The 26,202-nt window shown below is 59.4% G+C and carries 22 protein-coding genes and 1 tRNA gene; 16 read left to right on the top strand and 7 right to left on the bottom strand.

Features of this window, described 5'->3' with window-relative positions; translation table 11 throughout:
- Positions 1–69: 69 nt before the first annotated feature.
- The gene (locus AC1DUP_RS31795; RefSeq protein WP_113300708.1) at positions 70–939 is read left to right on the top strand and encodes a LysR family transcriptional regulator; all 870 of its coding nucleotides are present in this window, start codon (positions 70–72) and stop codon (positions 937–939) included.
- Positions 940–950: 11 nt separating this feature from the next.
- Here AC1DUP_RS31795 and AC1DUP_RS31790 read toward each other — a convergent pair whose 3' ends face one another.
- The 3 genes from AC1DUP_RS31790 to aceA all read right to left on the bottom strand — a co-directional run bounded on the left by AC1DUP_RS31790 (position 951) and on the right by aceA (position 3,694).
- Complete coding sequence (locus AC1DUP_RS31790) at positions 951–2,051, bottom strand: helix-turn-helix domain-containing protein (RefSeq protein ID WP_113510084.1); 1,101 nt, start codon at positions 2,049–2,051, stop codon at positions 951–953.
- Between the two features lie 103 nt (positions 2,052–2,154).
- Positions 2,155–2,391 carry an SMc00767 family acetate metabolism repressor gene (locus tag AC1DUP_RS31785; protein WP_113300706.1) on the bottom strand — a complete coding sequence of 79 codons (237 nt, stop codon included), beginning with the start codon at positions 2,389–2,391 and terminating at the stop codon, positions 2,155–2,157.
- A gap of 13 nt (positions 2,392–2,404) precedes the next feature.
- Positions 2,405–3,694, bottom strand: coding sequence for an isocitrate lyase (gene aceA / locus AC1DUP_RS31780; protein ID WP_477836721.1), 1,290 nt, complete (start codon positions 3,692–3,694; stop codon positions 2,405–2,407).
- Positions 3,695–3,872: 178 nt separating this feature from the next.
- Here aceA and AC1DUP_RS31775 point away from each other — a divergent pair, with 178 nt between their 5' ends.
- The 5 genes from AC1DUP_RS31775 to AC1DUP_RS31755 all read left to right on the top strand — a co-directional run bounded on the left by AC1DUP_RS31775 (position 3,873) and on the right by AC1DUP_RS31755 (position 9,462).
- On the top strand, positions 3,873–5,267 hold the full coding sequence (locus AC1DUP_RS31775; protein ID WP_477836720.1) for a helix-turn-helix domain-containing protein: 1,395 nt from the start codon (positions 3,873–3,875) through the stop codon (positions 5,265–5,267).
- Between the two features lie 126 nt (positions 5,268–5,393).
- Positions 5,394–6,491 carry a polyamine ABC transporter substrate-binding protein gene (locus AC1DUP_RS31770; protein ID WP_113300703.1) on the top strand — a complete coding sequence of 366 codons (1,098 nt, stop codon included), beginning with the start codon at positions 5,394–5,396 and terminating at the stop codon, positions 6,489–6,491.
- 90 nt (positions 6,492–6,581) lie between these two features.
- Positions 6,582–7,724, top strand: coding sequence for an ABC transporter ATP-binding protein (locus tag AC1DUP_RS31765; protein ID WP_113510086.1), 1,143 nt, complete (start codon positions 6,582–6,584; stop codon positions 7,722–7,724).
- A 4-nt stretch (positions 7,725–7,728) separates the two neighbouring features.
- Positions 7,729–8,640: an ABC transporter permease subunit gene (locus AC1DUP_RS31760; RefSeq protein WP_113311543.1), complete on the top strand. Its 912-nt coding sequence runs from the start codon at positions 7,729–7,731 to the stop codon at positions 8,638–8,640.
- Positions 8,641–8,643: 3 nt separating this feature from the next.
- Complete coding sequence (locus AC1DUP_RS31755; protein WP_113300700.1) at positions 8,644–9,462, top strand: ABC transporter permease subunit; 819 nt, start codon at positions 8,644–8,646, stop codon at positions 9,460–9,462.
- On the opposite strand, the gene AC1DUP_RS31750 is transcribed toward AC1DUP_RS31755, so the two are convergent.
- Positions 9,459–11,357, bottom strand: a complete 1,899-nt coding sequence (locus AC1DUP_RS31750; protein WP_477836719.1) for an AsmA family protein — start codon at positions 11,355–11,357, stop codon at positions 9,459–9,461. The two genes, AC1DUP_RS31755 and AC1DUP_RS31750, sit on opposite strands and share 4 nt — an antisense overlap.
- A gap of 162 nt (positions 11,358–11,519) precedes the next feature.
- On the opposite strand from AC1DUP_RS31750, the gene AC1DUP_RS31745 reads away from it, so the two are divergent.
- Positions 11,520–13,472 carry an acetoacetate--CoA ligase gene (locus AC1DUP_RS31745; RefSeq protein ID WP_477836718.1) on the top strand — a complete coding sequence of 651 codons (1,953 nt, stop codon included), beginning with the start codon at positions 11,520–11,522 and terminating at the stop codon, positions 13,470–13,472.
- 276 nt (positions 13,473–13,748) lie between these two features.
- On the opposite strand, the gene AC1DUP_RS31740 is transcribed toward AC1DUP_RS31745, so the two are convergent.
- Positions 13,749–17,495 carry an ATP-binding protein gene (locus tag AC1DUP_RS31740; protein ID WP_477836717.1) on the bottom strand — a complete coding sequence of 1,249 codons (3,747 nt, stop codon included), beginning with the start codon at positions 17,493–17,495 and terminating at the stop codon, positions 13,749–13,751.
- 214 nt (positions 17,496–17,709) lie between these two features.
- On the opposite strand from AC1DUP_RS31740, the gene AC1DUP_RS31735 reads away from it, so the two are divergent.
- The 5 genes from AC1DUP_RS31735 (at position 17,710) to AC1DUP_RS31715 (ending at position 19,566) form a co-directional block, all read left to right on the top strand.
- Positions 17,710–18,159, top strand: coding sequence for a phasin (locus tag AC1DUP_RS31735; protein ID WP_113300696.1), 450 nt, complete (start codon positions 17,710–17,712; stop codon positions 18,157–18,159).
- Positions 18,160–18,290: 131 nt separating this feature from the next.
- Positions 18,291–18,367, top strand: a tRNA-His gene (locus tag AC1DUP_RS31730).
- A 224-nt stretch (positions 18,368–18,591) separates the two neighbouring features.
- Positions 18,592–18,831 (top strand): helix-turn-helix domain-containing protein, encoded by a 240-nt coding sequence (locus tag AC1DUP_RS31725; protein ID WP_113300695.1) that lies wholly within the window; start codon positions 18,592–18,594, stop codon positions 18,829–18,831.
- A gap of 108 nt (positions 18,832–18,939) precedes the next feature.
- Positions 18,940–19,377, top strand: a complete 438-nt coding sequence (locus tag AC1DUP_RS31720; RefSeq protein WP_115035676.1) for a DUF4174 domain-containing protein — start codon at positions 18,940–18,942, stop codon at positions 19,375–19,377.
- 30 nt (positions 19,378–19,407) lie between these two features.
- Positions 19,408–19,566: a hypothetical protein gene (locus tag AC1DUP_RS31715; protein ID WP_477836716.1), complete on the top strand. Its 159-nt coding sequence runs from the start codon at positions 19,408–19,410 to the stop codon at positions 19,564–19,566.
- 83 nt (positions 19,567–19,649) lie between these two features.
- On the opposite strand, the gene AC1DUP_RS31710 is transcribed toward AC1DUP_RS31715, so the two are convergent.
- Positions 19,650–20,531, bottom strand: coding sequence for a LysR family transcriptional regulator (locus tag AC1DUP_RS31710; protein WP_477836715.1), 882 nt, complete (start codon positions 20,529–20,531; stop codon positions 19,650–19,652).
- Positions 20,528–20,842, bottom strand: a complete 315-nt coding sequence (locus AC1DUP_RS31705; protein WP_113311536.1) for a putative quinol monooxygenase — start codon at positions 20,840–20,842, stop codon at positions 20,528–20,530. The genes AC1DUP_RS31710 and AC1DUP_RS31705 overlap by 4 nt, the downstream gene beginning before the upstream one ends.
- Positions 20,843–21,015: 173 nt before the next feature.
- Here AC1DUP_RS31705 and AC1DUP_RS31700 point away from each other — a divergent pair, with 173 nt between their 5' ends.
- The 4 genes from AC1DUP_RS31700 (at position 21,016) to AC1DUP_RS31685 (ending at position 26,196) form a co-directional block, all read left to right on the top strand.
- Positions 21,016–22,512 (top strand): CoA-acylating methylmalonate-semialdehyde dehydrogenase, encoded by a 1,497-nt coding sequence (locus AC1DUP_RS31700; protein WP_477836714.1) that lies wholly within the window; start codon positions 21,016–21,018, stop codon positions 22,510–22,512.
- Between the two features lie 168 nt (positions 22,513–22,680).
- Positions 22,681–23,160: an iron-responsive transcriptional regulator RirA gene (gene rirA, locus AC1DUP_RS31695; RefSeq protein ID WP_113300689.1), complete on the top strand. Its 480-nt coding sequence runs from the start codon at positions 22,681–22,683 to the stop codon at positions 23,158–23,160.
- Positions 23,161–23,507: 347 nt separating this feature from the next.
- Complete coding sequence (locus AC1DUP_RS31690; protein WP_113300688.1) at positions 23,508–25,103, top strand: ABC transporter substrate-binding protein; 1,596 nt, start codon at positions 23,508–23,510, stop codon at positions 25,101–25,103.
- An 88-nt stretch (positions 25,104–25,191) separates the two neighbouring features.
- Positions 25,192–26,196 (top strand): ABC transporter permease subunit, encoded by a 1,005-nt coding sequence (locus AC1DUP_RS31685; protein ID WP_113300687.1) that lies wholly within the window; start codon positions 25,192–25,194, stop codon positions 26,194–26,196.
- The last annotated feature ends 6 nt before the right edge of the window (positions 26,197–26,202 follow it).

Below are 26,202 nucleotides of genomic sequence, written 5' to 3'. Positions count from 1 at the left end.
GGACATCAATTGATCTACACATCAAAATTCGCTTCTTGAACAAGTAGATTCCCATTATGTTTTTCATTCATGAAAAACAGCAATTGGGACTCCTATCAGCTTTTCCTGCAGGTCGCCCGCACCGGTGGCCTGACGGGCGCAAGCGCTGCCACAGCTCTCAGCCCAGCGACGATCGGCCGGCGCATGCTCGATCTCGAACAGGAACTCGGCCGCGCCCTGTTCCACCGCAGCCAGACCGGCTACCGCCTGACATCAGATGGGCAGACTCTCGTCGATCATCTGCTGGAGATGGAAGCGGCCGCCCGCAAGGTGGAGGTTTGGCGGCAATCGGCTGACGGCGGCGCCACCGTCAGGATTGCTGCCGGCACCTGGATATCCTGGCTGCTCACGGAGAATTTTGCGGCAATCCGCACGCCGGGCGATGCGTTCTCAATCTCTTTGACGATCGGCGAAGCGCGGGCGAACCTGAACTACCGTGAAAGTGATATCGGTATCCGGGCTTTCGAGCCGGAGGAAAGCAATCTCGCCGCCCGTCTGCTGGGCGAGGTCGCCTATGCCATCTATATCAGGCGCAATGCCAACCAGGACGATATCAGATGGATCGCCGTAGGCGAGGAGGATGCGATCTCCGCCTATCTGCGCTGGCCATACCGGAATGCTCGATCCGCGATCGTCGCAACGCTCAACCGTCCGCGCTCCCTGCCGGATCTGGTGCGTGCCGGCGTCGGCAAGGCAGTGCTGCCCTGTTTCGTCGGCGATCTCGATCCAGAGCTCGAACGTTGCGGCGGCGAGTTGCCGGAACTGCGCCATCGCCAATGGATCGTCATGAATGCCGAGGATCGCCACCGTCCGGAAATCCGCACGGTCGCCGACCGGATGACGAAGCTTTTGAAAAGTTACACGGATCTCTTCGCCGGCAAGCGCGCCAGCCGCGGGTAGCTGGACATGTTCTACGGCATCAGCCAGCGCACGAGCCCCACCTGGCTGTTTACGCCGAGCTTCGAATAGATGTTCTTCAGATGCGAGCGTGCAGTCTCGTAGCTGACATCGTTCGTCCGCGCGACTTCGCGCAGCGACAGGCCCGCAGCGATACCGGCAGCGATCCGCATTTCCGCCGCGGTCAGCTGGTCGATGCGGGGCAGCGCATCTTTGAAATCAGGGCGCAGTGGCAGGTTCATCCGCTCGATGATCAGCGCCGCTGTCGGTCCCTCGAGAAATTCGGTGATGAAATCCGACTGCATTTTCACCAGCGTGCATTTGAAGCTGGTATTTTTCATCCTGATCACCGTGCTCGCGGGCGGCAATGCGTGGAGATGGTGGCGCAACAGGGCCGACAGGCGGGAGGCAAGCGTATTGTCGTTGATGATGATCCGTCCGGTCGTGTTCACGCCGATCGCCTCACCCTCGGCGATCATCTGTTCGGCCGCGCTGTTGATGGAACGGATGGTCTGATCCTCGCCGATATAGACGATGCCGACACCGATCGCGTCGAAGAGCGACAGCCCGTTTTCGTTATGGTGGGGGTCGCTATGCTCGCGGCGGATGAAGTCGAAGGCGCGCCGCAGATGCGGAGCGAGATCGCTGAGAAGCTCGGCATTGCTGCGATTGAAGTCCGGATCGGAAGAGGAGGTCAGTGTCGATAGATTGAAGGAGCGGCCACGCTCCCGCATGATCGTCACGCCGACACTGCTCTCACAGCCGATCCAGCGGATGTAGTCATTGTAGAATTCCGTCTTCAGAAGCTGCTCCCGCGGCAGCATCTGATCGGCGATCACGCCAAGGCCGATTGGCCGGGTGGCAGCGCGCGGCATCCACGGGTTAATGGCGGCGTAATAGCGGTTATAGGCCTCGGTTTCTGCGTTTTCGAGGCCCGAGGACAGGGAAAGCCCACCGGTTCGCGCGACGGCATCGTGAAAAAACAGCGTGGACTTGGCGTCCGGCATTGTCGCGGTGAGGGCGTCGAGAAAGGCTTGCCACGACGTCTCGCCAAAGAGCGCGCCGTAGATCAGATCGGTCAGAACTTCGAGTTTTGCGTGCGGCGAACCGGGCATATGCAGTTCCGTGCGAAGAGATACTCAATTATGCCGCGACTCCGCTGTGCTGACAATTGCGCCAAATAGCGTAGGTCCGGCGCTAGGACGCCGGACCCTATTCTCAGTTTCTTTTTGCGACGATGACCGGGATCAACAGATCCCCCCAGTTGCCGTCGCCGCCGTGATGCCGGGCGGAGCGCACCAGCTCGACCGAAACGCCAGCCTCGACGGCCTTCATCACCGATTGATTCAGCCTGTGCAGATCATTGGCGAGCATGCGGGTCACCGTCTGCTGGTCGTCCGTCATGCTGCTTGCCTGTTCTTCCGTCCGTTCGCGGACGCGCGCAATGGATGCCATGTCGTTTCCTCCTCTACTCGGCAGCCGGTTTGAACTGGGCGTGTTCGGTCGATTCCCCCATGGCCGTCGTTGAAGCCCGGCCGCCTGATATCGCCAGCGATACCGCGTCGAAATAGCCCGTACCGACTTCACGCTGATGCTTGGTGGCGGTGTAGCCGCGCACTTCGGCCGCGAATTCCGCCTGCTGCAGCTCGCAATAGGCTTCCATCTGCCGCTCGCGATAGCCGCTGGCGAGTTCATACATGCCGTAATTCAGCTGGTGGAAGCCGGCCAGCGTGATGAACTGGAACTTGTAGCCCATGGCCCCGAGCTCGCGCTGGAATTTGGCGATGGTCGCATCGTCGAGATTTTTCTTCCAGTTGAAGGATGGTGAGCAATTATAGGCGAGCAGCTTGCCGGGGTTCACCTTGTGTACGCCTTCGGCAAAGCGACGCGCCTGCTCCAGATCCGGCTTCGACGTTTCGCACCAGATGAGGTCGCAATGCGGCGCGTAGGCGATAGCGCGCGCGATGCAGGGCGTGAGCCCGTTTCGCACCTGGTAGAAACCCTCGACCGTGCGGCCAGCATCATAGTCGACGAAGGGCTGGTCGCGCTCATCGATATCGGATGTCAGGAGCTTGGCAGCCTCCGCGTCGGTGCGGGCAATGACGAGTGTCGCAACACCCATGACATCGGCTGCAAGCCGTGCGGCATCGAGGTTGCGGATATGGGCGGCGGTCGGGATCAATACCTTGCCGCCGAGATGGCCGCATTTCTTCTCCGACGCCAGCTGATCCTCGAAGTGAACGCCGGCAGCCCCTGCCTCGATATAGGCCTTCATGATCTCGAAGGCGTTGAGCGGCCCGCCGAAGCCGGCCTCTGCATCGGCGACGATGGGCGCAAACCACGTTTCGACCGAAAGCCCGTTGGCTTCAGCCGTTTCGATCTGGTCGGCGCGCTGCAGCGTGCGGTTGATGCGCTTTGCAAGCTCCGGCCCCGCATTGGCCGGATAGAGCGATTGATCCGGATACATCGCCGATGCCGTGTTGGCGTCTGCCGCGACCTGCCAGCCCGAGAGGTAGATCGCCTTCAGTCCGGCGCGCACCATCTGCATGGCCTGATTGCCGGAGAGTGCGCCGAGCGCATTGACGAAATTCTCTTCATGCAAAAGGTGCCAGAGGCGGGCCGCGCCCATCTCGGCCAGCGTATGGCGCAGCGCTAGCGAGCCGCGCAACCGCTCTACATCATCAGGCGAATAAGGCCTCTCGATACCGTCGAAGCGTCCCTTGGGTATATTGCGGATGAGCTTGTTAAAATCTGTCATGCCAGTCTCCTCTTTAATTTCCAACGATTGAGCGCTGATGACAGGATTTACAAAATTGGTCGAACTATCCAGAAAAACCTTTGATTCCAAGCTGAGAAAGAGGTTAGAATGAGAAGGATTTACAGAGAAGTTTGAAATTTTGTAAAAATTTGTAAATCCAGAGTGTAAAGGATGTGACATGGCGGAACGGAAGGTATTTGCGGGGCCGAAAGTCAGGCGCATCCGCAATGCGCTGGCGCTGACACAGACCGCGATGGCCGAAGCTCTGGAAATCTCGCCTTCCTATCTGAACCTCATCGAACGCAACCAGCGCCCTCTGACGGTGCAGCTGCTGCTGAAGCTCTCTGCCGTCTACCGCGTCGACCTTGAAGAACTGCGGGGCGAAACTGCCGGTGGCCTCGGTCAGTTGAAAGAGGTTTTCGCCGATCCGTTGCTGGCTGGTGAACTGCCGGGCGATCAGGAGCTTGTCGAGGTAGCGGATGTCGCGCCCAATGCGGCGGGTGGCATGATCAAACTCTATCGCGCCTATCGCGAGCAGGCTGCCCGGCTTTCTGACCTGACTGCTTTGATGGCGGGCGACGGCCACGCGGCAGTCGCTCCGGGTCGGCTGCCCCTGGACGAGGTGAAGGAGGTGCTGGAGCGCCGCTCCGCCTATTTCGCCGGGATCGAGGAGGCGGCAGAAAATTTTGCGAATGGGCTCGCTGCAGGCAGCAGCCTGAAGGACTGGTTGAAGAACGAGCGCGGCATCAGCGTTCGCATCCTTCCCGTCCATGTCATGCCGGATCTTCGCCGCCGGTTCGACCGTCATTCGATGCGCCTGTTCCTGTCCGAGCGTCTTTCGGCAGCCGATCAGGCGCAGGAAATAGCGATCGAGGTGGCAAGGCTGGTTCTGCGGCCCCAGATCGAAGCCGAGCTTGGGGATCTGCCACTGTCGTCCGACGAGGGCCGGCGCATCGCCCGCTTCGAGCTGACCCGCAGCGCTGCTCTGGCCTTGATGATGCCCTACGGCGCCTACCTTCTTGCCGCGCAGAGCACCCGATATGACATCGATCTCATCCGCGCCCGCTTTGGTATGTCCTTCGCCCAAGCTGTATCGCGTCTCGTCATGCTGCAGCGTGCCGGCGCTGGAGGCATTCCCTTTTTCCTCATGGAGATCGATGCGGCTGGCCATGTCATCCGCAGGGCTGGAGCGCAGGGCTTTCCGCACGCGCGCTTCGGCGGCAACTGTCCGAAGCTTAATGTTCACATGGCCTTTCTGGAGCCGGGTAGAGTACTGGCCGAGACGGTCGCCATGCCTGACGGTTCGACTTTTCTGACGGTGGCGCGCACGCTCGAAGGGCCGGTTGTGGAATTCGGCGAACGGGTGCGGCGCACGGCAGTGCTGCTCGGCTGCGACACTGCTTTGCGCGACAGTCTGGTTTACGGCCGAAGTGATGCTTCGCCGGTCGCGATCGGTCCCGCCTGTCGCCTCTGCGAGAGACGCGGCTGCCTTTCGCGCGCCGAACCGCCGGTCACGCGTCCACTCGCCCTGGACGAGACTGCTGCTGGCTTCGGTGCCTTCGATTTTCAGTGATTGTGAAATCATTGACACTGCAGGATTTTACGCTTGTCGGCTCCGAAAATCCTTTCTAGTCTGCAGCAAAACCAGAGGGAATAAGAGGTGTCCGGGGGCGCGATACCTTTACAAACAGGAGATATCATGAGGTCGAGAATCGCCAACCTGACGGCAGTTGCCGTTGTCGCTCTCCTTGCCGCCGCTCCCGCCTTCGCCCAGGAGCGTGTGGTCAACGTCTACAACTGGTCCGATTATATCGACAGTTCGATCCTTGAGGATTTCACCAAGGAAACCGGCATCAAGGTCGTATACGACACTTTCGATTCCAACGAGACCGTGGAAACCAAGCTGCTGGCCGGCGGCACGGGTTATGACGTCGTCGTTCCGACTGCAGACTTCCTGCAGCGCCAGATCCAGGCAGGTGTCTTCCAGAAGCTCGACAAGTCCAAGCTGACGAACCTTTCCAACATGTGGGACGTCATCCAGCAGCGTACCGCCGAATATGATCCCGGCAATGAATACGCGGTCGACTACATGTGGGGCACCGACGGTATCGGTTACAATGTCAAGAAAGTCGCCGAAATCCTTGGACCTGATGTCAAGCCCGGCCTCGAAGTGATCTTCGATCCGAAGGTCGCCGAAAAGTTCAAGGACTGCGGCATTTACGTGCTCGACACGCCGAAAGACGTGATGACGACGGCACTGCGTTATCTCGGCCTCGACCCGAACTCCACCAAACCGGAGGATTTCAAGAAAGTCGAGGAACTGCTGACGGCAGTTCGCCCCTACATCCGCAAGTTCCACTCGTCAGAATATATCAATGCGCTTGCCAATGGCGACATCTGCATTGCCTTCGGCTATTCCGGCGACATGTTGCAGGCCCGCGACCGTGCGGCCGAAGCCAACAATGGCGTCGAGGTCAACTACTCGATTCCTGGGCAGGGCGCCCAGATGTGGTTCGATATGATGGCGATCCCCGCCGATGCCAAGCATGTGGCTGAAGCGCATGAGTTCCTGAACTACATGATGAAGCCGGAAGTCATCGCCAAGGCGAGCGACTACACCTTCTATGCCAACGGCAACAAGGCCTCCCAGCAGTTCGTCAGCAAGGGCGTGCTGGAAGATCCGGCCGTTTATCCGACTGATGATGTGATGAAAGGCCTCTTCACCGTCAGGCCGTGGGATCCGAAGACCCAGCGCTCGGCGACGCGAATCTGGACGAAGGTCGTTACCGGCCAGTGATTTTGGTCAGGCCCGGACGGAAACGTCCGGGCCTTTCAATTCCCGGCCCGGGTGGAGGCCGACTGAAACCTTGTATTTTCGGGGAATAATATGAAGTCTCTCGGCAATATCCGCCGCGCATTCGCGCCCTGGACCGATCCGTCTGCAAAACCCTTCATTGCTTTCAAGAATGTCACCAAGCGCTTCGGTGACTTTACCGCCGTCAACGATCTGTCGCTGAACATCTATCATCGCGAGTTTTTCGCGCTGCTCGGCGCGTCGGGATGCGGCAAGTCCACGCTGCTGCGCATGCTCGCCGGTTTCGAACAGCCGTCATCGGGCGAGATCGTTCTCGACGGCACCGACCTCTCGGGCACGCCGCCCTACAAGCGGCCGGTCAACATGATGTTCCAGTCCTACGCTCTTTTCCCGCATATGACGGTCGAGAAGAACATCGCCTTCGGCCTCAAGCAGGACGGCATGTCGAAGGACGAGATGGCCGAGCGCGTGTCGCAGATGCTGAAGATGGTGAAGCTCGAACAATTCGCGTCCCGCAAGCCGAACCAGCTGTCCGGCGGCCAGCGGCAGCGCGTGGCGCTCGCTCGCTCGCTTGCCAAGCGTCCGAAAGTGCTGTTGCTCGATGAGCCGCTCGGCGCGCTCGACAAGAAGCTGCGCGAGGAAACGCAGTTCGAACTGATGGACCTGCAGCAGAGCCTTGGCTTGACCTTCGTCGTCGTCACGCATGATCAGGAAGAGGCGATGACCATGGCCGACCGCATCGCCGTCATGAGCCATGGCAAGGTGGTGCAGGTCGCGACACCGGCCGAAATCTACGAGGCGCCGAATTCGCGCTTCGTTGCCGATTTCATCGGCGATGTGAATATTTTCGACGGCAAGGTGACGGCAGCGTCAAACGGCGCGGTCGAGATATCAGTCGAAAGCGGTTTTACGGTGCGCACGGCTTCGGCCGAGACGCCCGCCGCAGGGGCAGCACTCGGCTTTGCCATCCGCCCGGAGAAGATCCGCGTAACACGCGCCGCACCGGCAAATGCCGCGGTCAATGCAGCCAGGGGCGAACTCTGGGACATCGCCTATCTCGGTGACATGACGGTCTTCCACGTGCGGCTTCCGAGCGGCAAGACTGTCAAGGCTTCCTCTCTCAATGCGCAGCGCTCCGTCGAGGACCCCTTCACCTACGATCAGGAAGTCTGGGTTTCCTTCGCTGAAGATGGCGGCGTGCTGCTGAAGGATTGAGACCATGGGAATATTCGCTTCTCGCTTTTACAGCCGGCTCGTCATCATCATTCCCTATGCTTGGTTGCTGCTCTTCTTCCTGGCGCCGTTCTTCATCGTCTTCCGCATCTCGCTCTCGACGACGGCGATCGCCATCCCGCCTTACGAGCCGGTCTTTTCGCTTGCCGACGGCTGGAGCGGTTTCTGGGAAAAGGCTTCAACCTTTTCCTTCGACAATTATGGCTACCTCACGGACGACCCGCTCTATTTCAACGCGTACCTCTCGAGCGTCGTGATTGCAGGGATTTCGACCTTCCTGATGCTGCTGATCGCCTATCCGATCGCCTATGGAATGGCGCAGGCGCCGCGCACCATCCGCCCGACGCTGCTGATGCTCGTCATCCTGCCGTTCTGGACGAGCTTCCTGATCCGGGTCTATTCCTGGATCGCCATTCTGAAGCCTGAGGGCCTGCTCAACCAGCTTCTTCTGTCGCTGCACATCATCGACAGCCCGCTGATCATCCTCAACACCAGCACGGCCGTCTATATCGGCATCGTCTATTCCTATCTGCCCTTCATGGTCTTGCCGCTCTATTCGTCGCTCGAAAAGATGGATGGCACGCTGATCGAGGCGGCTCAGGATCTCGGCTGCACGCCGATCCGAGCCTTCTGGCGTGTCACATTTCCCTTGTCTCTCCCGGGCGTGATCGCCGGCTGCATGCTGGTCTTCATTCCGGCTGTCGGTGAATTCGTCATCCCCGATCTTCTCGGCGGCTCGCAGACGCTGATGATCGGCAAGACGCTCTGGAACGAGTTCAACGCCAACCGGGACTGGCCGGTCTCTTCGGCGGTGGCAACGATCCTGCTTCTTATCCTGGTGATCCCGATCGTGTTCTTCCAAAATGCACAGGCCAGAGCCGAAGAGCGGGGGAGATAAGTCATGCTGAGATGGACCCGCTTCAATATCATCTCCGTGGTGCTCGGTTTCGCCTTCCTCTACCTGCCGATCGTGCTTCTGGTGGTTTTCTCGTTCAATGAATCGAAGCTCGTCACCGTCTGGGGCGGCTTCTCCACCAAGTGGTATGTGTCTCTACTCTCGAACCAGGGCCTGCTCGATGCGGCCTGGGTAACGATCCGTGTCGGCCTATTGTCGGCAACGCTTGCCACCATCCTCGGCACCATGGCCGCGTTGACCCTGGTGCGCTTCACGCGCTTCCGCGGGCGCATGCTGTTTTCGGGCATGATCTATGCGCCGCTCGTCATGCCTGACGTCATCACCGGCCTCTCGCTACTGCTGCTCTTCGTGGCGATCGGTTTCGACCGCGGCTTCTGGACGATCACGCTGGCACACACGACACTGACCATGTGTTTCGTGGCCGTTGTCGTTCAGTCGCGGCTCCTGAGCTTCGATCAGTCGATCGAGGAAGCCGCCCAGGATCTTGGCGCGCCACCGGTGCGCACCTTCTTCGAGATCACGCTGCCGATCATTTCGCCGGCCGTGTTTTCCGGCTGGATCCTCGCCTTCACCCTGTCGCTGGACGATCTGGTGATCGCAAGCTTCACGTCGGGGCCAGGCGCAACTACGCTGCCGATGAAGATCTACAGTCAGGTTCGTCTCGGCGTGACCCCGGAAATCAATGCGGTCTGCACCATCCTAATCGCCATCGTGACGGTCGGCGTCATCTGCGCATCCATCATCACCAAGCGCCGCGAAGTGCAGCGCGAGCGCGATGAAAGGGCTGCGGCTGCGACTGCTTAAGGCTGGGTTTTCGCCGGTGCGCTGAGCAGCGGCACCGGCGAAATGACCGGGTTCGGCCACGAGCCGCCGATAAAGAAGGGCAGGAGCGGCAGATCGACCGCTCTTGCCGGATCGATCGCTTCCAGTGAGCCGGAGAGTGCAAGCCCGTTCGATTGATAGGTGACGATGCCGGACAGGGTCAGCGTCTGGTCGGAACCGGCAAAACGCGCGTCGTGGATTTCGGCGGTGCCATTGGCAAAGTCGGCCTGAAGATCGAGCTTGTTGAAGGCGAAGGCCCCGTTTGCGGCGGCGCTCAGCGGGAAGAACGGCTTCAGCGCTGCCTGCGTCCGGAGTGCGGAGACATCGACACCGGGGATGGAGCCCGCCGCCGTCCAGAATCTGAGCTTGCCGGTCACATCGGCAAGTCCCGTCGTCCAGATCGCCTTCGGTGTCTCCAGCGAAAGATCGAGTGAGCCGCTCGCATGCGGCAGCGGCCCCTTGAGCTGCAATTTCTCGGCAAGTGCATTGAAATCCGCATCACGGATCGAAAGCTGCAGCTTACCGCCGCCATCGAAATCGCGGCGGGTCGCCTCCAGATGGGCAGTCATTTCGCCGCCCTCGAACTGGCTGTCGCCGATATCGAACTTCGCTTCCTCGCCGGCAACGATCACACTGGCGCCGACATCCGCAAGCGAGAAGATACCCATCTGCGCCTGTCGTGCAGAAAGCCGCACATCGAGATCAAGGAGTTGCAGCGGTCCGATGGGGCTCTGCACGAGCAGATCGCCCAGGCCTCCGGCGGCAAGCCGCAGTGCAAAGGCATCGAGGAACGGCTTGAGGTTCATCTGGTCGAAGGCAAGCGTCCCGCCGATTTTCGGCCGCTTGCCGGGCGTGACGGTGAAATCCATAACGCCGGTCGCGCTCGCATCGTTCAGTGTCATACTGACATTGTTGAAGCGGAAACCGTTGGACGCCGAGGTCACATCCGAGGTCATCGATGCGCTCTTCAGCGACTCGATCCCCGGCATCGGTTTGCCGGACCATTTCAGGAGGGCGGGCACATCCGGAAAGCTGGCGCTGAAATTGCCGGATACCGCCGAAAGGCTCACCATGCTGCCGACGCCCTGGAAACGCGCGGTCATCAGATTGGAGGCGATCGAGGCCTTCATCTCCGCATTTTTGCCGGCGAAGACGAGCAGTGGCGCGGCCGAGGCAAAGTCGATCTTCAGGTCCTGTGTGTTGAAACGGGCAATGAGGACTGCCGAGATCGCCCTCGACAGCTTCGGCCAGGCGATATCCGCCGCGACGCTGTCGAAATGGTGGACATCGCCCGTCCGCGTATCGGTTATGGTCAGCGTGCCGTCCTCGACCGTCACGGCGCCGATATCGGCGTCGAGCTTCGGATCGAGAACTTCGGTGCCGTTGTCATCCCGCACGCCGCTGATCGCCCGCGCCAGAAGACCGGCGTAGCTCCAGTCGATCAGGCCGTTCTCGTCACGCGTCAGCGCGAGGTTGGGCCGCAGCAGGTGGAATTCGTGGAAGCGTGTGCGGCCGCGCAGTGCATCGATCAGGCTGAAATCGGCCGAAAGGCTTTCGATACGGCCGAGCAGCTTGTCGCCGCTTTCGCGCGGTTGGCGGATGGTGACGTCGTTGAGCGTGATGCGCGGCGTCGGCCAGAATTCAAGGACGGGCTTACCCTTGATCTCGGCCTGATAGCCCGTCCACTTCGACAGAGCATCCTCGATGCCGGAGCGGACGAAGCCGGTTGAGATGAGATAGGGGGCGGCGAGCCTGAGTGAGAGGAAGAAGGCAAGCCCGACCAGCAGCACGATGGTGGAGATGCGCGCAAAGGCCGGCAGCCAGCGCGAGGCGGGGCCGATCCTTTTTCGCCATCTGCCTTGTCTTGACGTACCCATGAGCTCCGCCGGAATTTCAGCCGGTTACCCGTTATTTTCTGATTTTGCCGGATATATGAAATACCGGGCATATGCAAATCCCACGCGCCGCGGATCGCGCCGTTGCACACTTTATAACGCATTGCAGCATGATATAAGTCCCGCATTGGGGAGGAGGAATGAATGCAGGAAAAACAGCCGCTTTGGAAGCCCACTGAAGACGGGATCGAAAATAGCCCGATCCACGCCTTCATGCAGCGCTGCAATGAAGACTTCGGTCTCGTCTTGAAAAGCTTTGAGGATCTGCATGCCTGGTCGATCGCCGATCAGGAACGCTTCTGGTCGACCTTGTGGGATTTCTGCGGCGTGAAGGGAGAGCGTGGCGCAGATATTCTCGTGAATGGCGACCGCATGCTGGATGCGCGGTTCTTCCCGCAGGCACGCCTGAACTTCGCTGAAAATCTGCTGAACGGAAGCGGGCAGGGCGATGCCATCATTTTCCGCGGTGAGGACAAGGTCGAAGACCGCTGGTCGTGGGATCGCCTGCGCGCGCTTGTGTCACAGCTCCAGCAGGGCTTTCGTGCGCTCGGCCTCGGTGAGGGCGATCGCGTCGCTGCCATGATGCCCAATATGCCCGAAACGGTGGCAGCCATGCTGGCGGCCACCTCGATCGGCGCCATTTGGTCGTCCTGTTCGCCTGATTTCGGTGAACAGGGCGTGCTGGACCGTTTCGGCCAGATTGCGCCAAAACTTTTCATCGCCTGCGATGCCTATTGGTATAATGGCAAGCTGCAGGATGTGAAGCCGAAGGTGGTGAACGTCGCAAAGAGCCTCGATGCACCGACCATCGTCATTCATTATGCCGGCGATGCAGAAGAGGTCGCGCGCGAAACCGCCGGTGGCAAGACGCTTACCGAATTCATTGCCCCCTATGAGCCGAAATCGGTCGAGTTCGTGCGACTGCCCTTCTCCCACCCGGCCTATATCCTGTTTTCCTCAGGCACAACAGGTGTACCGAAATGCATCGTGCATTCGGCCGGCGGCACATTGCTCCAGCATCTGAAGGAGCATCGCCTCCACTGTGGCCTGCAGCCGGGCGACAAGCTTTTCTACTTCACCACCTGCGGCTGGATGATGTGGAACTGGCTGGCGAGCGGCCTTGCCTCCGGCGCTACGCTTTGCCTTTTCGACGGATCGCCTTTCGCGCCCGATGGCAATGTGCTCTTCGACTATGCGGCCGAGGAGAAATTCGCCATCTTCGGGACCTCGGCCAAATATATCGACGCGGTGCGCAAGAGCGGACTGACGCCGCGCACGAGCCATGACCTTTCGAGCCTGCGATTGATCACCTCCACCGGTTCGCCGTTGTCGCCTGAAGGTTTCACCTTCGTCTATGAAGGCATCAAGAAAGACGTTCAACTCGCCTCGATTTCTGGCGGCACGGATATTGTTTCTTGTTTCGTGCTCGGCAATCCGCTGCAGGCCGTTTGGCGCGGCGAGATCCAGGGTGCGGGCCTTGGCCTCGCCGTCGATGTCTGGAATGACGAAGGCAGACCGGTTCGTCAGGAAAAAGGTGAACTGGTTTGCACCAAGGCCTTTCCCTCCATGCCGATCATGTTCTGGAACGATCCCGACGGCGCCAAATATCGGGCCGCCTATTTCGAACGCTTTGATAATGTCTGGTGCCATGGTGATTTTGCCGAATGGACCGAACATGGCGGCCTGATCATTCACGGTCGCTCGGATGCGACGCTCAATCCGGGCGGCGTGCGCATCGGCACGGCGGAGATCTACAATCAGGTCGAGCAGATGGAAGAAGTGGCTGAAGCGCTCTGTATCGGCCAGGACTGGGATGACGACGTGCGCGTCATACTCTTCGTGCGTCTGTCGCCAGGCATGACGCTGACCGAGGATCTGGCAAAGGCGATCAAGACCCGCATCCGCGTCGGTGCATCGCCGCGCCATGTGCCGGCCAAGATCATTGCGGTCGCAGATATCCCGCGCACCAAGTCCGGCAAGATCGTCGAACTGGCCGTGCGCGAGGTTGTTCATGGCCGGCCGGTGAAAAATCAGGAAGCGCTCGCCAACCCTGAGTCGCTTCAGCTTTTTGCCGGACTGGAGGAGCTGAACGTTTGACAGAGGAAGCTAAACTACAAGCTTTTGCCGTTGATCAATTCCGCGTTTTGGAAACCTTTCGTTAAGAAAGGTTTGTCAAAGGTGAAGCCATCTTGGAGACCATACATGAAGAGATGGTCTGGAACTGCGGTTCCCGAAACATGATGTTGATCGACTAAGCTCTTGTTTTACCAGCACTAACTCTCGAAGGCAGCCATTGGCTGCCTTTTCTTTGGCAAGCACTCCCAGCAAAATCGTGCAGCGGCTTTGCGCCTGGAATTGCGTGAAAATAGGCGGCTAACCGGCAAGCACGCGCTGCGATGGGAAGGTGATCTCCACCAGGGTGCCTTCGTTCGGTGCGGAATTGATCGAGAAGATTGCCCTGTTGGCATCGACCATCGCCTTGGTCAGCGGCAGGCCGAGACCGGTGCCGTCGCCACGATGACGCGACTGCGTGGACGAAACCTGGCGGAATGGCTTCATCGCCTGATCGAGTTCGCTGCGCGTCATGCCGATGCCGGTATCGCGCACCCGCATCGCCACGCTGCCGTTCGCCTCATAGGAAGTGGAAACGACGATCTGCCCGCCTGATGGCGTAAAGCGGATGGCGTTCGACAGGATGTTCAGTGCGATCTGCTTGATCGAGCGCAGGTCGGCAACGACATCGGGCACCGACTGCGACAGGGCCGTGCGGATGATGACGCGCTGGCTGTTTGCCTGCGGCTGGACCAGAGCAACCGCTTCCGAGATCGCTTCATTGAGACCGACGGAGGCAAAGTCGAGATCCATCTCTCCCGCCTCGATCTTGGAAATGTCGAGCAGGTCGTTGACGATGTCGAGAACGTGTCGGCCGGAACGGCCGATGTCGTTTGCATATTCGATGTAGCGCGGGTGGCCGATCGGCCCGAAGCGCTCGCTCGCCATCATGTCGGAAAAGCCGATGATGGCGTTGAGCGGCGTGCGGATCTCATGGCTGACGCGCGCAAGAAAATCCGTCTTGTGGGCATTGGCGGTTTCGGCGGCACCCTTGGCATTGCGCAACTCGTCCTCAGTGCGCTTCCACTGGGTGATGTCGCGGATGACCGCGCAATAGCCGTTGGATGAGGTCAGGCGGCCCATGGTCATGAACAGCGGCACGAAACCGCCGGCCGCCTCGCGGCCGATCACCTCGCGCCCGTCGTTCAGCACGCTGGCTACACCATGGCCGGAAAGCCCATGCAGATAGTCGAGCACCGCCTTCTGGCTCTCATGTGCAAACAGCATGACGAAGGGTTTGCCGCGTGTTTCCTGTTCGTCGTAGTTGAAGAGGGCGCTTGCCGAGCGGTTCATCGAGCGGATATCGCCTTCCGTGCCGATGACGACGACACCGTCGGTCGCTGTCTCCAGAATCGAGCGCAGTTCCTCCACCTCGACCTGCAGCTTGGCGACCTTCTCCACCATCCGGTCGGAGCGCTGGTCGAGCCTGATAACCTCGCCCCTGCCTTCTTCCCGGTTCTCGACCGGCATCAACGCCAGCATCAGAGCGTTGGAATCTTCCCAGCGCACCGATTGCAGACGGGCCGTGACCGGCACCAGCCTGTCATCGGCTTTGACGAGCATCATCGTGCCCGCACCGTTTTCAAGGTCGTGACGCTGCAGCAACGCATCGAGGCCCCCCACCTCGGAGAGTGCCTCGACGGAAGCGTAGCCCGTCAGCCGCAGGAATTCCGGATTGCCGTGGATCAGTTGGTCGCCGGCATGGATCAACACGGCAACAGGCAGCAGATCGACGGTGGCAGCCGAGAGCCCGTCCGTCATCTTCACACGCGGCGGAATGAAACTGGTCAGAACCTCGATCTGGCTGACCGTCTCCTGCAGCCCTTCGGTCACTTCGTCTTCGGCTTCACCTGCGGGGAGCTCTTCGGCCTCGGCGGCAACCTCTTCCGGCAGCGGCTCCGCAGCAGCTTCGAAAATTGCTTCCTGCGGAATTGCCTGCTCGACGGAAGGGGTTTCGGCAACGGCTTCTTCGGCCGCCGGCGCCTCTCGTGCATCAGGTTCAGGCAGCGGCGTGGCGACCGGTTCTTCGTGGTGCGTGCCGAAGGCTTCGAGGCGTTTGGCGATCTCCCGGAAATTCGCCTGCTCGGCGGCTGTCAGGCCCTTACCGGCGCTGTGAAGTTGCACGATCTTGTCACTGAAGCGGCGGTTCGGCGTTTCGGAAATGCGCAACGCCGGCGGTTCCTCCTGTGTATCGCGCGGCGGCTGATCTTCCCGCTGCCCGGCAACATCAGGCTCGGAGGCGGACTGTTCTGCGACGACAGGTTCCGGTGCTGACGCCTCTTCCGGGATGGTTACGTCCGTCGCTACTTCGACTTGCGGCACGGTGTCTTCTTCGACATCAGCGTCCGGATTCACAGCATCGTCGGTCCGCGGCATAACTTCGGCAATGGCTTCAGGCTGTTCTTCCGGCATTTCGGCTTCCGCCGGTGCCGTCTCTTGCGGCTCAGCTTCATTTGCCGATCCGAGATAGGAGGCATCATGGCCGATGCCGTCGGGTCCGAGCGCCAGGCCGAGCGCCAGGGGATCTTCCTGGGCGTCCGACAGGCGCACCACGCCGAAGCCGCGGAAACCATCGAAATCGCGGTTGCGCGTATAGGTCGGCAGAGCAGCCAGGTCGACGGGTACGACGAGGCTCGTGCTCTCGATCGGCCAGTAGATCGTCTTGCCGGACCAGGTATCACGCCGCGCCAGCGCTTCGGAGAGCTTCGATTCCGGATCGAGGTTGAAGAGGGCGGCAACGTCGGAGAAAGCGCTGCCGATGATGTTGCTCGCATGCGGGCCGACAGCCTCGGCGAATTCATGAGAAACTTCGCTGAAGCGGCCTTCCGCATCGATCTTCCAGACGAAACGGGTGGCGCGGCTGTTCGGCTTGAAGACGAAGCTGCTCTTCCTTGGGCCGGCTGTAGGCTCTTCTGGGACAACGGGTGCTGCTGCGAAGTTTTCGGCAACGGAAACGGCCGGCTCAACCCGCTCGACGACTGGAGCCCCCGCGCCGGCCTCTACGATCTCTTCCTCGGAAGCAGATGCTTCGGTCCGCTGCTCGACCCGCTCGCTGGCGTCATCGACGACCACTGTTTCAGGCTCGGTAATGCTTCCATCTGCCGACGGCTCGGACTGGGCCTCGGGTTCGACCGGTTCGCTCATCTCAACCGGGTCTTCGGTCTCGCCGGTAATTTCCTCCAGCGTCTCCTCGACCTCTTCAATGCCGGAAACTGCGTCGATCACCTCGGCTTCCGTGAAGCCGGCCGCGGGTACGGCAATACTGGGAGTTTCGTCCGTTGCGGCTTCTGCTGGCGCACTCTCTTGAATATTGACGGAAGGTTCGATCGGGTCGAGATGACCGATCGCGGTTTCAACGGCGAAGAGAAGGTGGAGTGCCGGCTCGTCGTTGAGTTTGCCGACGGCAGCCGGCAAGTGGCCAAGGCCGGTCGCAACCGGGCGCTTTACCAGGCGGTCTGGATGGGCGCCGGCGAGCGTGATCAGCGTCCTTGCCGCCTGCTGCGTAATGCCGAGCGAGGCGAAACCTGGCGAAGCGGCAATGACTTCGCCCTCGGCTCCGATCACGGCCATATGCGTATCCGGGTCGTCGAGGCCTTGCAGCATTTGCGCAGCATTGGCGCCCGCCGTCAGCGGGGGCGTGGAGACCGGAACGGAAAACAGAATGGCCTTCTCGCCCGAAGCGAGACGGATAAGCTCTGACGACGCGGAAGCCTGAACGCGCTGAAAGCCCTTGGCGATGCGGATGACGAAGGTTTTCCGGGCGCCGATCTCGCCAAGCTGGCGGGCAGTCGCCTCAAGTTGGCGGAAGGTGATGTCGGCATGGCTGACACCCTGGTCGAGCAGATCATAGACCGCGGTATGGCCAAAAAGCTCGGCGCCGGCACCGTTCGCCCAGAGCAGGCGAGAAAGATCAGCGGAAAAGAGCACCATGGCCTCGCCACGCGAGAATCGCTCACGCACCCGCACATGCACGGCGATATCGATGAACGGATACTGGACTGCGGGCATGATCGAACCTGTCGCTTTTGGGCTCTTCAGAATTAACAGCTTATTAATAACTGCAGGTCTGCGACCGGTCCAGAAGAGCACGGAGCTTTCGGCCGGAAAGGTTAACGCATTGTGCGCTGCACAACGATGTTGCAATGCACAATAAGATGCTGTATATAAGATTTATCCAATTTATCGCGGGCACAGATTTGCCCATCTAAAAGGACGCGATCCGATGGCTACCATAAAGACCGACGACGTTTTTTCAATTGCCTCCTTCGACCCGAGCAAGTTGGCTGAGTCCTTCCGCGACTTCACCGAAAAGGGTGCTCAGCAGTCCAAGGAAGCCTATGCCAAGCTGAAGTCCGCCGGCGAAGAAGCAGGCAAGACGCTGGAAGCAACGGTCCAGACCGCGCAGGCCGGCAGCGTTGAGATCGGCCTCAAGGCAATCGATGCGCTCCGCGTCAATGCCGAACGCTCGCTCTCCCACATGGAGGCGCTCCTTGGCGTCAAGTCCGTCGCCGAATTCTTCGAGCTTCAGACCTCTTTCCTGCGCAAGCAGGCTGAATTGACCGTCGAGCAGGCGAAGTCGCTTCAGGAAACCACCAAGCAGGTTGCCGAGAAGGTCGCAAAGCCTTCGAAGGAAGCTGCTGAAAAGGCCATGGCATCCTTCAAGATTGGCTGATCTGCCAGGATCGATAGATAATAAAGGCTGGACCGAATGTTCAGCCTTTTTGTATATTGAGCGCAAATCGGGGCTTGAATTAAAGTTCAAGTCCTCGTATGTGACCCCCGTCGCGGCGTGCGCGGCATTGTGCGGTTGTAGCTCAGTTGGTTAGAGCGCAGGTTTGTGGCACCTGAGGTCGGAGGTTCGAGACCCCCCAACCGTACCATTCTCTCCCATAAGTTGGTTTTCCAGTTCGGCAATGCACGGCATCGGCGCTTTTTGATGTCAAAATGATGCCTGCTCGCATTTTGCTATTGCCGTTAACACTAGTTTACCTATTTATGAGCAGTGCGATGCAGCAATTGCCCGTTGTTTTCGTTGCATTGCGAAATGCTGGCGGCTTGCCGCTTGGGGGTAGGACAGTCCACCGAGGCATTATAGGAGAATTCAATGTCCATTTCTGTACAGAATATTGAGGAATCGACCGCTGTTTCCCCGATTGACGTGGCAGCCGCGGTTAAAGGCGCACGTGATGCGGTTGGCTACAGTATTGAAGACCTCGCAGTTACCTGCGGTCTGGCCAATGGGGAAATCCTCGAAATCGAAAATGGCGAAAGTGCCGATCCGGCAAAGCTAAGGCGTATTGCTGCAGCGCTGCAGGTCCCGGTTTCTGCCTTTCTGCATATGTAGGTGCGACAAGGCCGGTTGGCATCTCCGACCGGCCGTCGTCCCTTTTAAAGGACATGATTGGAACTCTTGCGCCTCCCGCGCCGTTCAACGGTCGACGGGAGTATATGTATGTCCAAGACCCTTCTTTACGGCGCAACGAAGATCGACGAGACGAATGCCGCCTATGCGGCTGTCGCCAGTCTCGAACAGTTCCAGTGGAAGAACCGCATCTTCATTCTCATCGCCGACAGGGACAACTCCCGCGCAGCCCGCCAGGAAAACCAACTGCTTGCCGACCGTGACGCCCTTGAGGAACGGGATATGGTTATTCTCAAGCTTGTCGGATCGAGCATAAAACCGCTGTTCGGAAGCGGCGACGGGCTGAACGGCGAGGCGCTTCGAAAGGAACTGGACGTGCCTGACACGGGTGAATTTGCCGCCTTCCTGCTTGGCAAGGATGGCACCGTGAAACTGAAGGCCAGTGAGCCGATCACGTCAGGCGAACTCTTCGCCATCATCGACAGCATGCCGGTCCGTGCTGCCGAGGCAGTCAGAGACGACAAATAATCCAATATTGCAATCGTAAAGGAGCCGGCCATGTCCGTCCCGAACGACCCCCTTCCCGACCAGCCGCCAATGCCCTCGCCAGGCTGGAGACCGGTGCCGCCGATCAAGGAGCCGGAGCCCGATCGCCTGCCGGATGAAGTGCCGCTTCCCAATCCTGATGAAAATGAGGAACCAGCAAAGCATCTCTGAGTGCTAGAGCAATTCCAGCAAAAGTGTGCAGCGGTTTTTCGTAAAAAATTACGCGAAAACAAGGGGATGGAGCGTGAAATGGTCTAAAGGAACATCTGCCTTTCTTCGTCGACGAGTTCCTGCAGGAAATCGATGACGCTGCGCACGCGCACCAGGTCGCGCGCGCTTTCGTGGTAGGTTGTCCAGTAGGCGCGGCGGATGGATACCTGCGGCAGGATGCGCACCAGTTCCTGGTATTGCCGGGCGATATAGTCATGCAGGATGCCGATGCCGGCGCCGGAACGCACGGCCTCCGTTTGGCCGATCGCAGTCGAGATTTCAAAACCCGCGTCCCAGCTGCGCATCACCTCGCCGGAGAAATTCAGCGAGGCGGTGAAGATCAGGTCTTCGACATAGCCGATGCGCGGATGCACCTTCAGGGCATCGACATCCTCGGGCTTTCCATGCTGCGTGAGATACTCCCCCGATGCGTAGAGGCCAAGCGTGTAGTCGGTCAACTTGGATGAGACGAGCCGTCCCTGTTCGGGTCGTTCCAGCGTAATGGCGATATCCGCTTCGCGCTGTGACAGCGAGAAGGAGCGCGGCACCGGCACGAGCTGGATCTTGAGTTCCGGATGGCGCTCGATCAGTCTGCCCATGCGCGGCGCAAGAAAGGAAACACCGAACCCATCGGGCGCGCCGACGCGCACCGTTCCGGCAATTGCCGTGTCGGTGTGGCCGAGATTGGCCTGCGCTGCAAGCATCTCCGTTTCCATCCGCTCGGCCGAGGCAAGAAAGACTGCGCCTTCGGCAGTCAACTCGCAGCCATTCGTGCGGCGTATGAAAAGCCGGGTCTTCAACGCCTCTTCCAGCGAGGTGAGCCTGCGCGAAAGCGTGGCGTGATTGAGCCCCAGCCGCTTCGATGCGGCGAGGATCTGCCCGGTGCGGGCGACGGCGAGAAAAATACGAACGTCATCCCAGTTCATGGCTTGGAACGCATCACGATGGGTTCGACGTCGACAAGCGTCAGTGACGTCACCATGCCGGCCGTCTCATTCTTGTATTTCAGGAAATGCGGCGTCCGCAGATGGGCCTCGTATGCCTCCTTGTCGACATAGACCTCCAGGATACGGATCACGTTTGGACGATCCTTGATGGAAACGGCATTCAGCGAAAGGACGCCGTCCTCCAGCGCAACGGACGCCTCGATTTCCTCGGTAAGCAGCGCCCGGTAGGCTTCGAGCGTGCCCGGATCGATCTCCAGTTCCGCCATTCTGACGACAGGTTTTCCGCTCATCGTCTCGACCTTCCCTTTGACTTGTCCGCGTGCGATGCCAATTTTGAAGCAGGAGCATCAACCACCGCGACAGAGCTATAATTTACGCACAACGGTTGCTTATTATAGCGCATTGATTTGTGAAAATTGAAGTGCGATTGTTGCGTCATCCAAAAAGATCAGGAGGAACACCCATGCGTGATATCGGTCATTTCATCGGCGGCAAGAAGGTTGCCGGCACCAGCGGCCGCACCAGCGACGTCTTTAACCCCGCAACCGGCGAAGTGCAGGCAAAGGTCGCGCTGGCGAGCGTCGAGGAACTCCGCGCCGCCGTCGAAAACGCCAAGGCTGCGCAGCCGAAATGGGCGGCCACCAACCCGCAGCGCCGCGCCCGCGTCTTCTTCAAATTCGTCGATCTCCTGAACCAGCACATGGACGAGCTTGCGACGCTGCTTTCCAGCGAGCACGGCAAGACGGTCGAGGATTCCAAGGGCGATGTCATCCGTGGCCTCGAAGTCTGCGAATTCGTCTGTGGCATTCCGCATCTTGCCAAGGGTGAATTCACCGAAGGCGCCGGCCCGGCGATCGACATGTATTCGATCCGCCAGCCCGTCGGTATCGGCGCCGGCATCACGCCGTTCAACTTCCCGGGCATGATCCCGATGTGGATGTTTGCCCCGGCAATCGCCTGCGGCAACGCCTTCATCCTCAAGCCCTCCGAGCGTGATCCGTCCCTGCCGATCCGCCTTGCCGAACTGATGATCGAAGCCGGGCTACCGGCTGGCATTCTGAACGTCGTCAACGGTGACAAGACCGCGGTCGACGCGATCCTGATCGACCCTGATATCGCTGCCGTCTCCTTCGTCGGCTCCACGCCGATCGCCCGTTACGTCTACGGAACGGCTGCAATGAACGGCAAGCGCGCCCAGTGCTTCGGCGGTGCCAAGAACCATATGATCATCATGCCTGACGCCGATATGGACCAGGCTGTCAACGCTCTGATGGGCGCAGGATACGGCTCTGCTGGTGAGCGCTGCATGGCCATCTCCGTTGCCGTTCCCGTTGGCGAGGAAACCGCCAACCGTCTCGTCGAGAAACTCACGCCCAAGATCGAATCCTTGCGCATCGGCCCCTATACCGATGACAAGGCCGACATGGGGCCGCTGGTCACCAAGGATGCGTATAACCGCGTCAACGGCCTTATCGACCGCGGCGTCGAAGAAGGCGCAAAGCTTCTCGTCGACGGCCGTGGCTTCAAGCTGCAGGGTTATGAAAATGGCTATTTCGTCGGTGGTACGCTGTTCGACAACGTCACACCGGACATGGATATCTACAAGACGGAAATCTTCGGACCGGTTCTCTCCGTCGTTCGTGCCAAGAACTACGAAGAAGCCCTCGACCTCCCGATGAAGCATGAATACGGCAACGGCGTCGCGATCTACACCCGCGACGGCGACGCTGCCCGCGACTTCGCCTCCCGCATCAACATCGGCATGATCGGCGTCAATGTTCCGATCCCGGTTCCGCTCGCTTATCACTCCTTCGGCGGCTGGAAGGCTTCGAGCTTCGGCGATCTGAACCAGCACGGCACCGATTCGATCAAGTTCTGGACCAGGACCAAGACCGTCACTGCCCGCTGGCCGTCAGGCATCAAGGGCGGTGCCGAATTCGTCATGCCGACGATGAAGTGATCCAACTTATCTTTCGCCAACTGGAAACAGGCCCGAGAAGGGCCTGTTTTCGTTTGAAACGCTGCGGCGAGCAGTCGCGGGAAACGTGAATGTGAATTTCATATTTTGGAATTGTTCAAAACTGTGAAACCCACTATATACGGTCCACAAATGATTTAGGAGATCGGCATGCGGTTGACGAAGCAGACCAACTATGCGGTTCGCATGTTGATGTATTGTGCAGCCAATGAAGGACATTTGAGCCGGATTCCGGAGATTGCCAGAGCATACGGTGTTTCCGAGCTCTTCCTTTTCAAGATTCTGCAGCCTCTCAACAAGGCAGGCCTCGTCGAGACGGTGCGCGGTCGCAATGGCGGTGTACGCCTTGGCAAGCCGGCGACCGATATCACCCTTTTCGACGTGGTAAGGGTCACCGAAGACAGCTTCGCCATGGCGGAATGCTTTGAGGACGGCGCGGTCGAATGCCCGCTGGTTGATAGTTGCGGCCTGAACACCGCGCTGCGCAAGGCGCTGAACGCCTTCTTCGACGTGCTGACCGAATATTCGATCGACGATCTGGTAAAGGCAAGGCCACAGATCAATTTCCTGCTTGGCCTTACCGGCGAACAGCATTATCGCAAGCCCGCCATTCAGGCGCCGGCTGCCTGATATCAGAATATCCCGATATTATCATGAACCACGGCCATTTTTGATGGCCGTGGTTTTTCATTCGCGCTCACGGCTGTTGATATATCAGAGCCCGCTGAAACCGCTCTCAACGCCCTTCCGCGACGCGAAATTATACCAAACGCGACAAAAATACGGTTGAACGTGCTTCAATCTTGCAAATGTGGGCCTATTTTTGACCGAAAATTTCTAAAATTGCTTTTCTGGAAAAATTTTCTGCGGATGCCGTTGCGTTCAGCAAATAAATATCGTTCCATCGGCCCGCTGATCGGGGTAATGAGCGCCCGATCTTTAAAGATCAAAAAAGAACAAACCTGGGAAACGACATCATGAAAAAGTTCTCTGTCCTGCTCGCAGCGACAGCCCTGGCTTCGGTCATGGCTACCGCCGCGTATTCCAAGACGCTTGTCTATTGCGCCGAAGGATCGCCGGAAGGCTTCGATCCGAGCCTCTACACGGCAGGCACGACCTTCGACGCGTCTTCGCGTACGGTCTACAGCCGCCTCGTTGAATTCAAGCACGGCGGGACGGAGATCGAGCCGGGTGTTGCCGACAGCTGGACGGTTTCGCCCGACGGCAAGGAATATACCTTCAAGCTGCATCCCGGCGTGAAGTACCAGACGACCGATTTCTTCACCCCGTCGCGTGATCTCACCGCCGACGACGTCGTCTTCTCCTTCGAACGCCAGATCAAGTCCGACAATCCCTGGAACAAGTATGTCGAAGGCGGTTCCTACGAATACGCTGCCGGCATGGGCTTCCCTGATCTCATCAAGTCGGTCGAGAAGGTCGATGACCTGACGGTCAAGTTCACGCTCAATCATCCGGAAGCACCGTTCCTGGCCGACCTCGCCATGGACTTCGCTTCCATCGTTTCCAAGGAATATGCCGACAAGCTCGCCGCTGACGGCAAGATGGCCCAGCTCAACCAGCAGCCGCTGGGCACCGGCCCGTTCACCTTCGTCGCCTACCAGCCGGATGCTGTTATCCGCTACAAGGCTAACGAAAGCTACTTCAAGGGCAAGGAAAAGATCGACGATCTCGTTTTCGCGATCACCCCTGATGCCGCTGTCCGCGCCCAGAAGCTGAAGGCCGGCGAATGCCACCTCATCCCGTATCCGAATGCTGCCGACGTTAGTGAGCTCAAGAAGGATCCTAACCTCACGGTCATGGAACAGGCTGGCCTGAACGTCGGCTTCCTCGCCTACAACACCCAGCAGGCTCCGTTCGACAAGCCGGAAGTCCGCCGCGCGCTGAACATGGCGATCAACAAGCAGGCGATCATCGACGCCGTCTTCCAGGGCGCTGCACAGGTTGCCAAGAACCCGATTCCGCCGACCATGTGGTCCTATGACGATAAGATCCAGGACGACAAGTACGATCCGGAAGGCGCCAAGAAGGCTCTCGAAGCCGCTGGCGTCAAGGACCTTTCCATGAAGGTCTGGGCAATGCCGGTTTCGCGTCCGTACATGCTGAACGCTCGCCGCGCCGCCGAACTGATCCAGGCAGACTTTGCCAAGGCCGGCGTCAACGTCGAGATCGTCACCCATGAATGGGCCGAATACCTGAAGCTCTCCTCCGACGTGAAGCGCGACGGCGCCGTCATTCTCGGCTGGACCGGTGACAACGGCGACCCTGATAACTTCATGGACACGCTGCTCGGTTGCGACGCTGTCGGCGGTAACAACCGCGCTCAGTGGTGCAATAAGGACTACGACGCTCTGATGACGAAGGCCAAGGAAACGGCTGACGTTGCTGCACGCACGAAGTTCTACGAGGAAGCGCAGGCGATCTTCAAGAAGGAAGCTCCCTGGGCCCCGCTCGACCACTCGCTGGTCTTCGTACCGGTCAGCAAGAAGGTGTCGGGCTTCCATATGGACCCGCTCGGCATTCACCGCTTCGACGGCGTTGATATCGCCGAATAAGAAAAATGATAAACTGCCCGGCTAAAACCGGGCTTAACCGGCGGTCAGGCTTCCACCTGACCGCCGGAAACTATTGGACAACCTTGCTATGTTGCGATTTCTCATCGGGCGCCTCGCAGTCCTGATACCGACCTTCCTAGGCGTTTCGCTCATTGCCTTCTCGTTCATCCGCCTGCTTCCTGGCGACCCCGTCATGCTGTTGTCGGGCGAACGTGTCATGGCACCCGAACGTCACGCCCAGATCATGCATGATCTCGGTTTCGACCGGCCCATGTATGTGCAGTATTTCGATTATCTCGGAAAAGTGCTGCACGGCGATCTCGGCACCTCGATCGTCACCAAGCGCCCGGTTCTCGGCGAGTTCTTCACGCTCTTCCCGGCAACGCTCGAACTTTCTCTCTGCGCCATCCTGGTGGCAATCTTTCTCGGTGTTCCGGCCGGCGTCTTCGCTGCTGTCAAGCGCGGAACCTGGTTCGACCAGAGTGTGATGGGGGTCGCCCTCATCGGCTATTCGATGCCGATCTTCTGGTGGGGCCTGCTGCTCATCATCTTCTTCTCCGGCTATCTAGGCTGGACGCCGGTTTCCGGCCGCATCTCGCTGATGTATTTCTTCAAGCCGGTCACCGGCTTCATGCTGATCGATAGTTTGCTCTCCGGCCAGAAGGGCGCCTTCGCGTCGGCCGTCAGCTATCTCATTCTGCCGACCGTGGTGCTTGCCACCATTCCGCTTGCGGTTATCGCCCGCCAGACCCGCTCGGCGATGCTCGAAGTGCTGGGCGAGGATTATGTGCGCACGGCCCGTTCCAAGGGCCTTGCACCCCTGCGCGTCGTTGGCGTCCATGCGCTCAGAAACGCCATGATCCCTGTTATCACCACGATCGGCCTGCAGGTCGGCGTGCTGCTCGCAGGCGCCATTCTTACCGAAACGATCTTCTCCTGGCCGGGCATCGGCAAGTGGATGGTCGATGCTGTCTTCAAGCGCGACTATGCAGTCGTCCAGGGCGGTCTTCTCATGATTGCCGGCATCATCATGCTGGTGAACCTGATCGTCGACCTGACCTACGGCTTCATCAATCCGCGTATCAGACACTAGGAGCGG

The sequence above is a fragment of the Rhizobium sp. 01L419 genome, from assembly GCF_056400025.1.
The sequence above is the reverse complement of the archived record's forward strand: the minus strand, read 5'-3'. Positions and strand labels throughout refer to the sequence as shown.

Excerpts from the sequence above, each read along its gene's own strand:
- AC1DUP_RS31795 (WP_113300708.1), top strand. The coding sequence starts at position 70 with ATGAAAAACAGCAATTGGGACTCCTATCAGCTTTTCCTGCAGGTCGCC.
- AC1DUP_RS31790 (WP_113510084.1), bottom strand. The coding sequence starts at position 2,051 with ATGCCCGGTTCGCCGCACGCAAAACTCGAAGTTCTGACCGATCTGATC.
- AC1DUP_RS31785 (WP_113300706.1), bottom strand. The coding sequence starts at position 2,391 with ATGGCATCCATTGCGCGCGTCCGCGAACGGACGGAAGAACAGGCAAGC.
- aceA (WP_477836721.1), bottom strand. The coding sequence starts at position 3,694 with ATGACAGATTTTAACAAGCTCATCCGCAATATACCCAAGGGACGCTTC.
- AC1DUP_RS31775 (WP_477836720.1), top strand. The coding sequence starts at position 3,873 with ATGGCGGAACGGAAGGTATTTGCGGGGCCGAAAGTCAGGCGCATCCGC.
- AC1DUP_RS31770 (WP_113300703.1), top strand. The coding sequence starts at position 5,394 with ATGAGGTCGAGAATCGCCAACCTGACGGCAGTTGCCGTTGTCGCTCTC.
- AC1DUP_RS31765 (WP_113510086.1), top strand. The coding sequence starts at position 6,582 with ATGAAGTCTCTCGGCAATATCCGCCGCGCATTCGCGCCCTGGACCGAT.
- AC1DUP_RS31760 (WP_113311543.1), top strand. The coding sequence starts at position 7,729 with ATGGGAATATTCGCTTCTCGCTTTTACAGCCGGCTCGTCATCATCATT.
- AC1DUP_RS31755 (WP_113300700.1), top strand. The coding sequence starts at position 8,644 with ATGCTGAGATGGACCCGCTTCAATATCATCTCCGTGGTGCTCGGTTTC.
- AC1DUP_RS31750 (WP_477836719.1), bottom strand. The coding sequence starts at position 11,357 with ATGGGTACGTCAAGACAAGGCAGATGGCGAAAAAGGATCGGCCCCGCC.
- AC1DUP_RS31745 (WP_477836718.1), top strand. The coding sequence starts at position 11,520 with ATGCAGGAAAAACAGCCGCTTTGGAAGCCCACTGAAGACGGGATCGAA.
- AC1DUP_RS31740 (WP_477836717.1), bottom strand. The coding sequence starts at position 17,495 with ATGCCCGCAGTCCAGTATCCGTTCATCGATATCGCCGTGCATGTGCGG.
- AC1DUP_RS31735 (WP_113300696.1), top strand. The coding sequence starts at position 17,710 with ATGGCTACCATAAAGACCGACGACGTTTTTTCAATTGCCTCCTTCGAC.
- AC1DUP_RS31725 (WP_113300695.1), top strand. The coding sequence starts at position 18,592 with ATGTCCATTTCTGTACAGAATATTGAGGAATCGACCGCTGTTTCCCCG.
- AC1DUP_RS31720 (WP_115035676.1), top strand. The coding sequence starts at position 18,940 with ATGTCCAAGACCCTTCTTTACGGCGCAACGAAGATCGACGAGACGAAT.
- AC1DUP_RS31715 (WP_477836716.1), top strand. The coding sequence starts at position 19,408 with ATGTCCGTCCCGAACGACCCCCTTCCCGACCAGCCGCCAATGCCCTCG.
- AC1DUP_RS31710 (WP_477836715.1), bottom strand. The coding sequence starts at position 20,531 with ATGAACTGGGATGACGTTCGTATTTTTCTCGCCGTCGCCCGCACCGGG.
- AC1DUP_RS31705 (WP_113311536.1), bottom strand. The coding sequence starts at position 20,842 with ATGAGCGGAAAACCTGTCGTCAGAATGGCGGAACTGGAGATCGATCCG.
- AC1DUP_RS31700 (WP_477836714.1), top strand. The coding sequence starts at position 21,016 with ATGCGTGATATCGGTCATTTCATCGGCGGCAAGAAGGTTGCCGGCACC.
- rirA (WP_113300689.1), top strand. The coding sequence starts at position 22,681 with ATGCGGTTGACGAAGCAGACCAACTATGCGGTTCGCATGTTGATGTAT.
- AC1DUP_RS31690 (WP_113300688.1), top strand. The coding sequence starts at position 23,508 with ATGAAAAAGTTCTCTGTCCTGCTCGCAGCGACAGCCCTGGCTTCGGTC.
- AC1DUP_RS31685 (WP_113300687.1), top strand. The coding sequence starts at position 25,192 with ATGTTGCGATTTCTCATCGGGCGCCTCGCAGTCCTGATACCGACCTTC.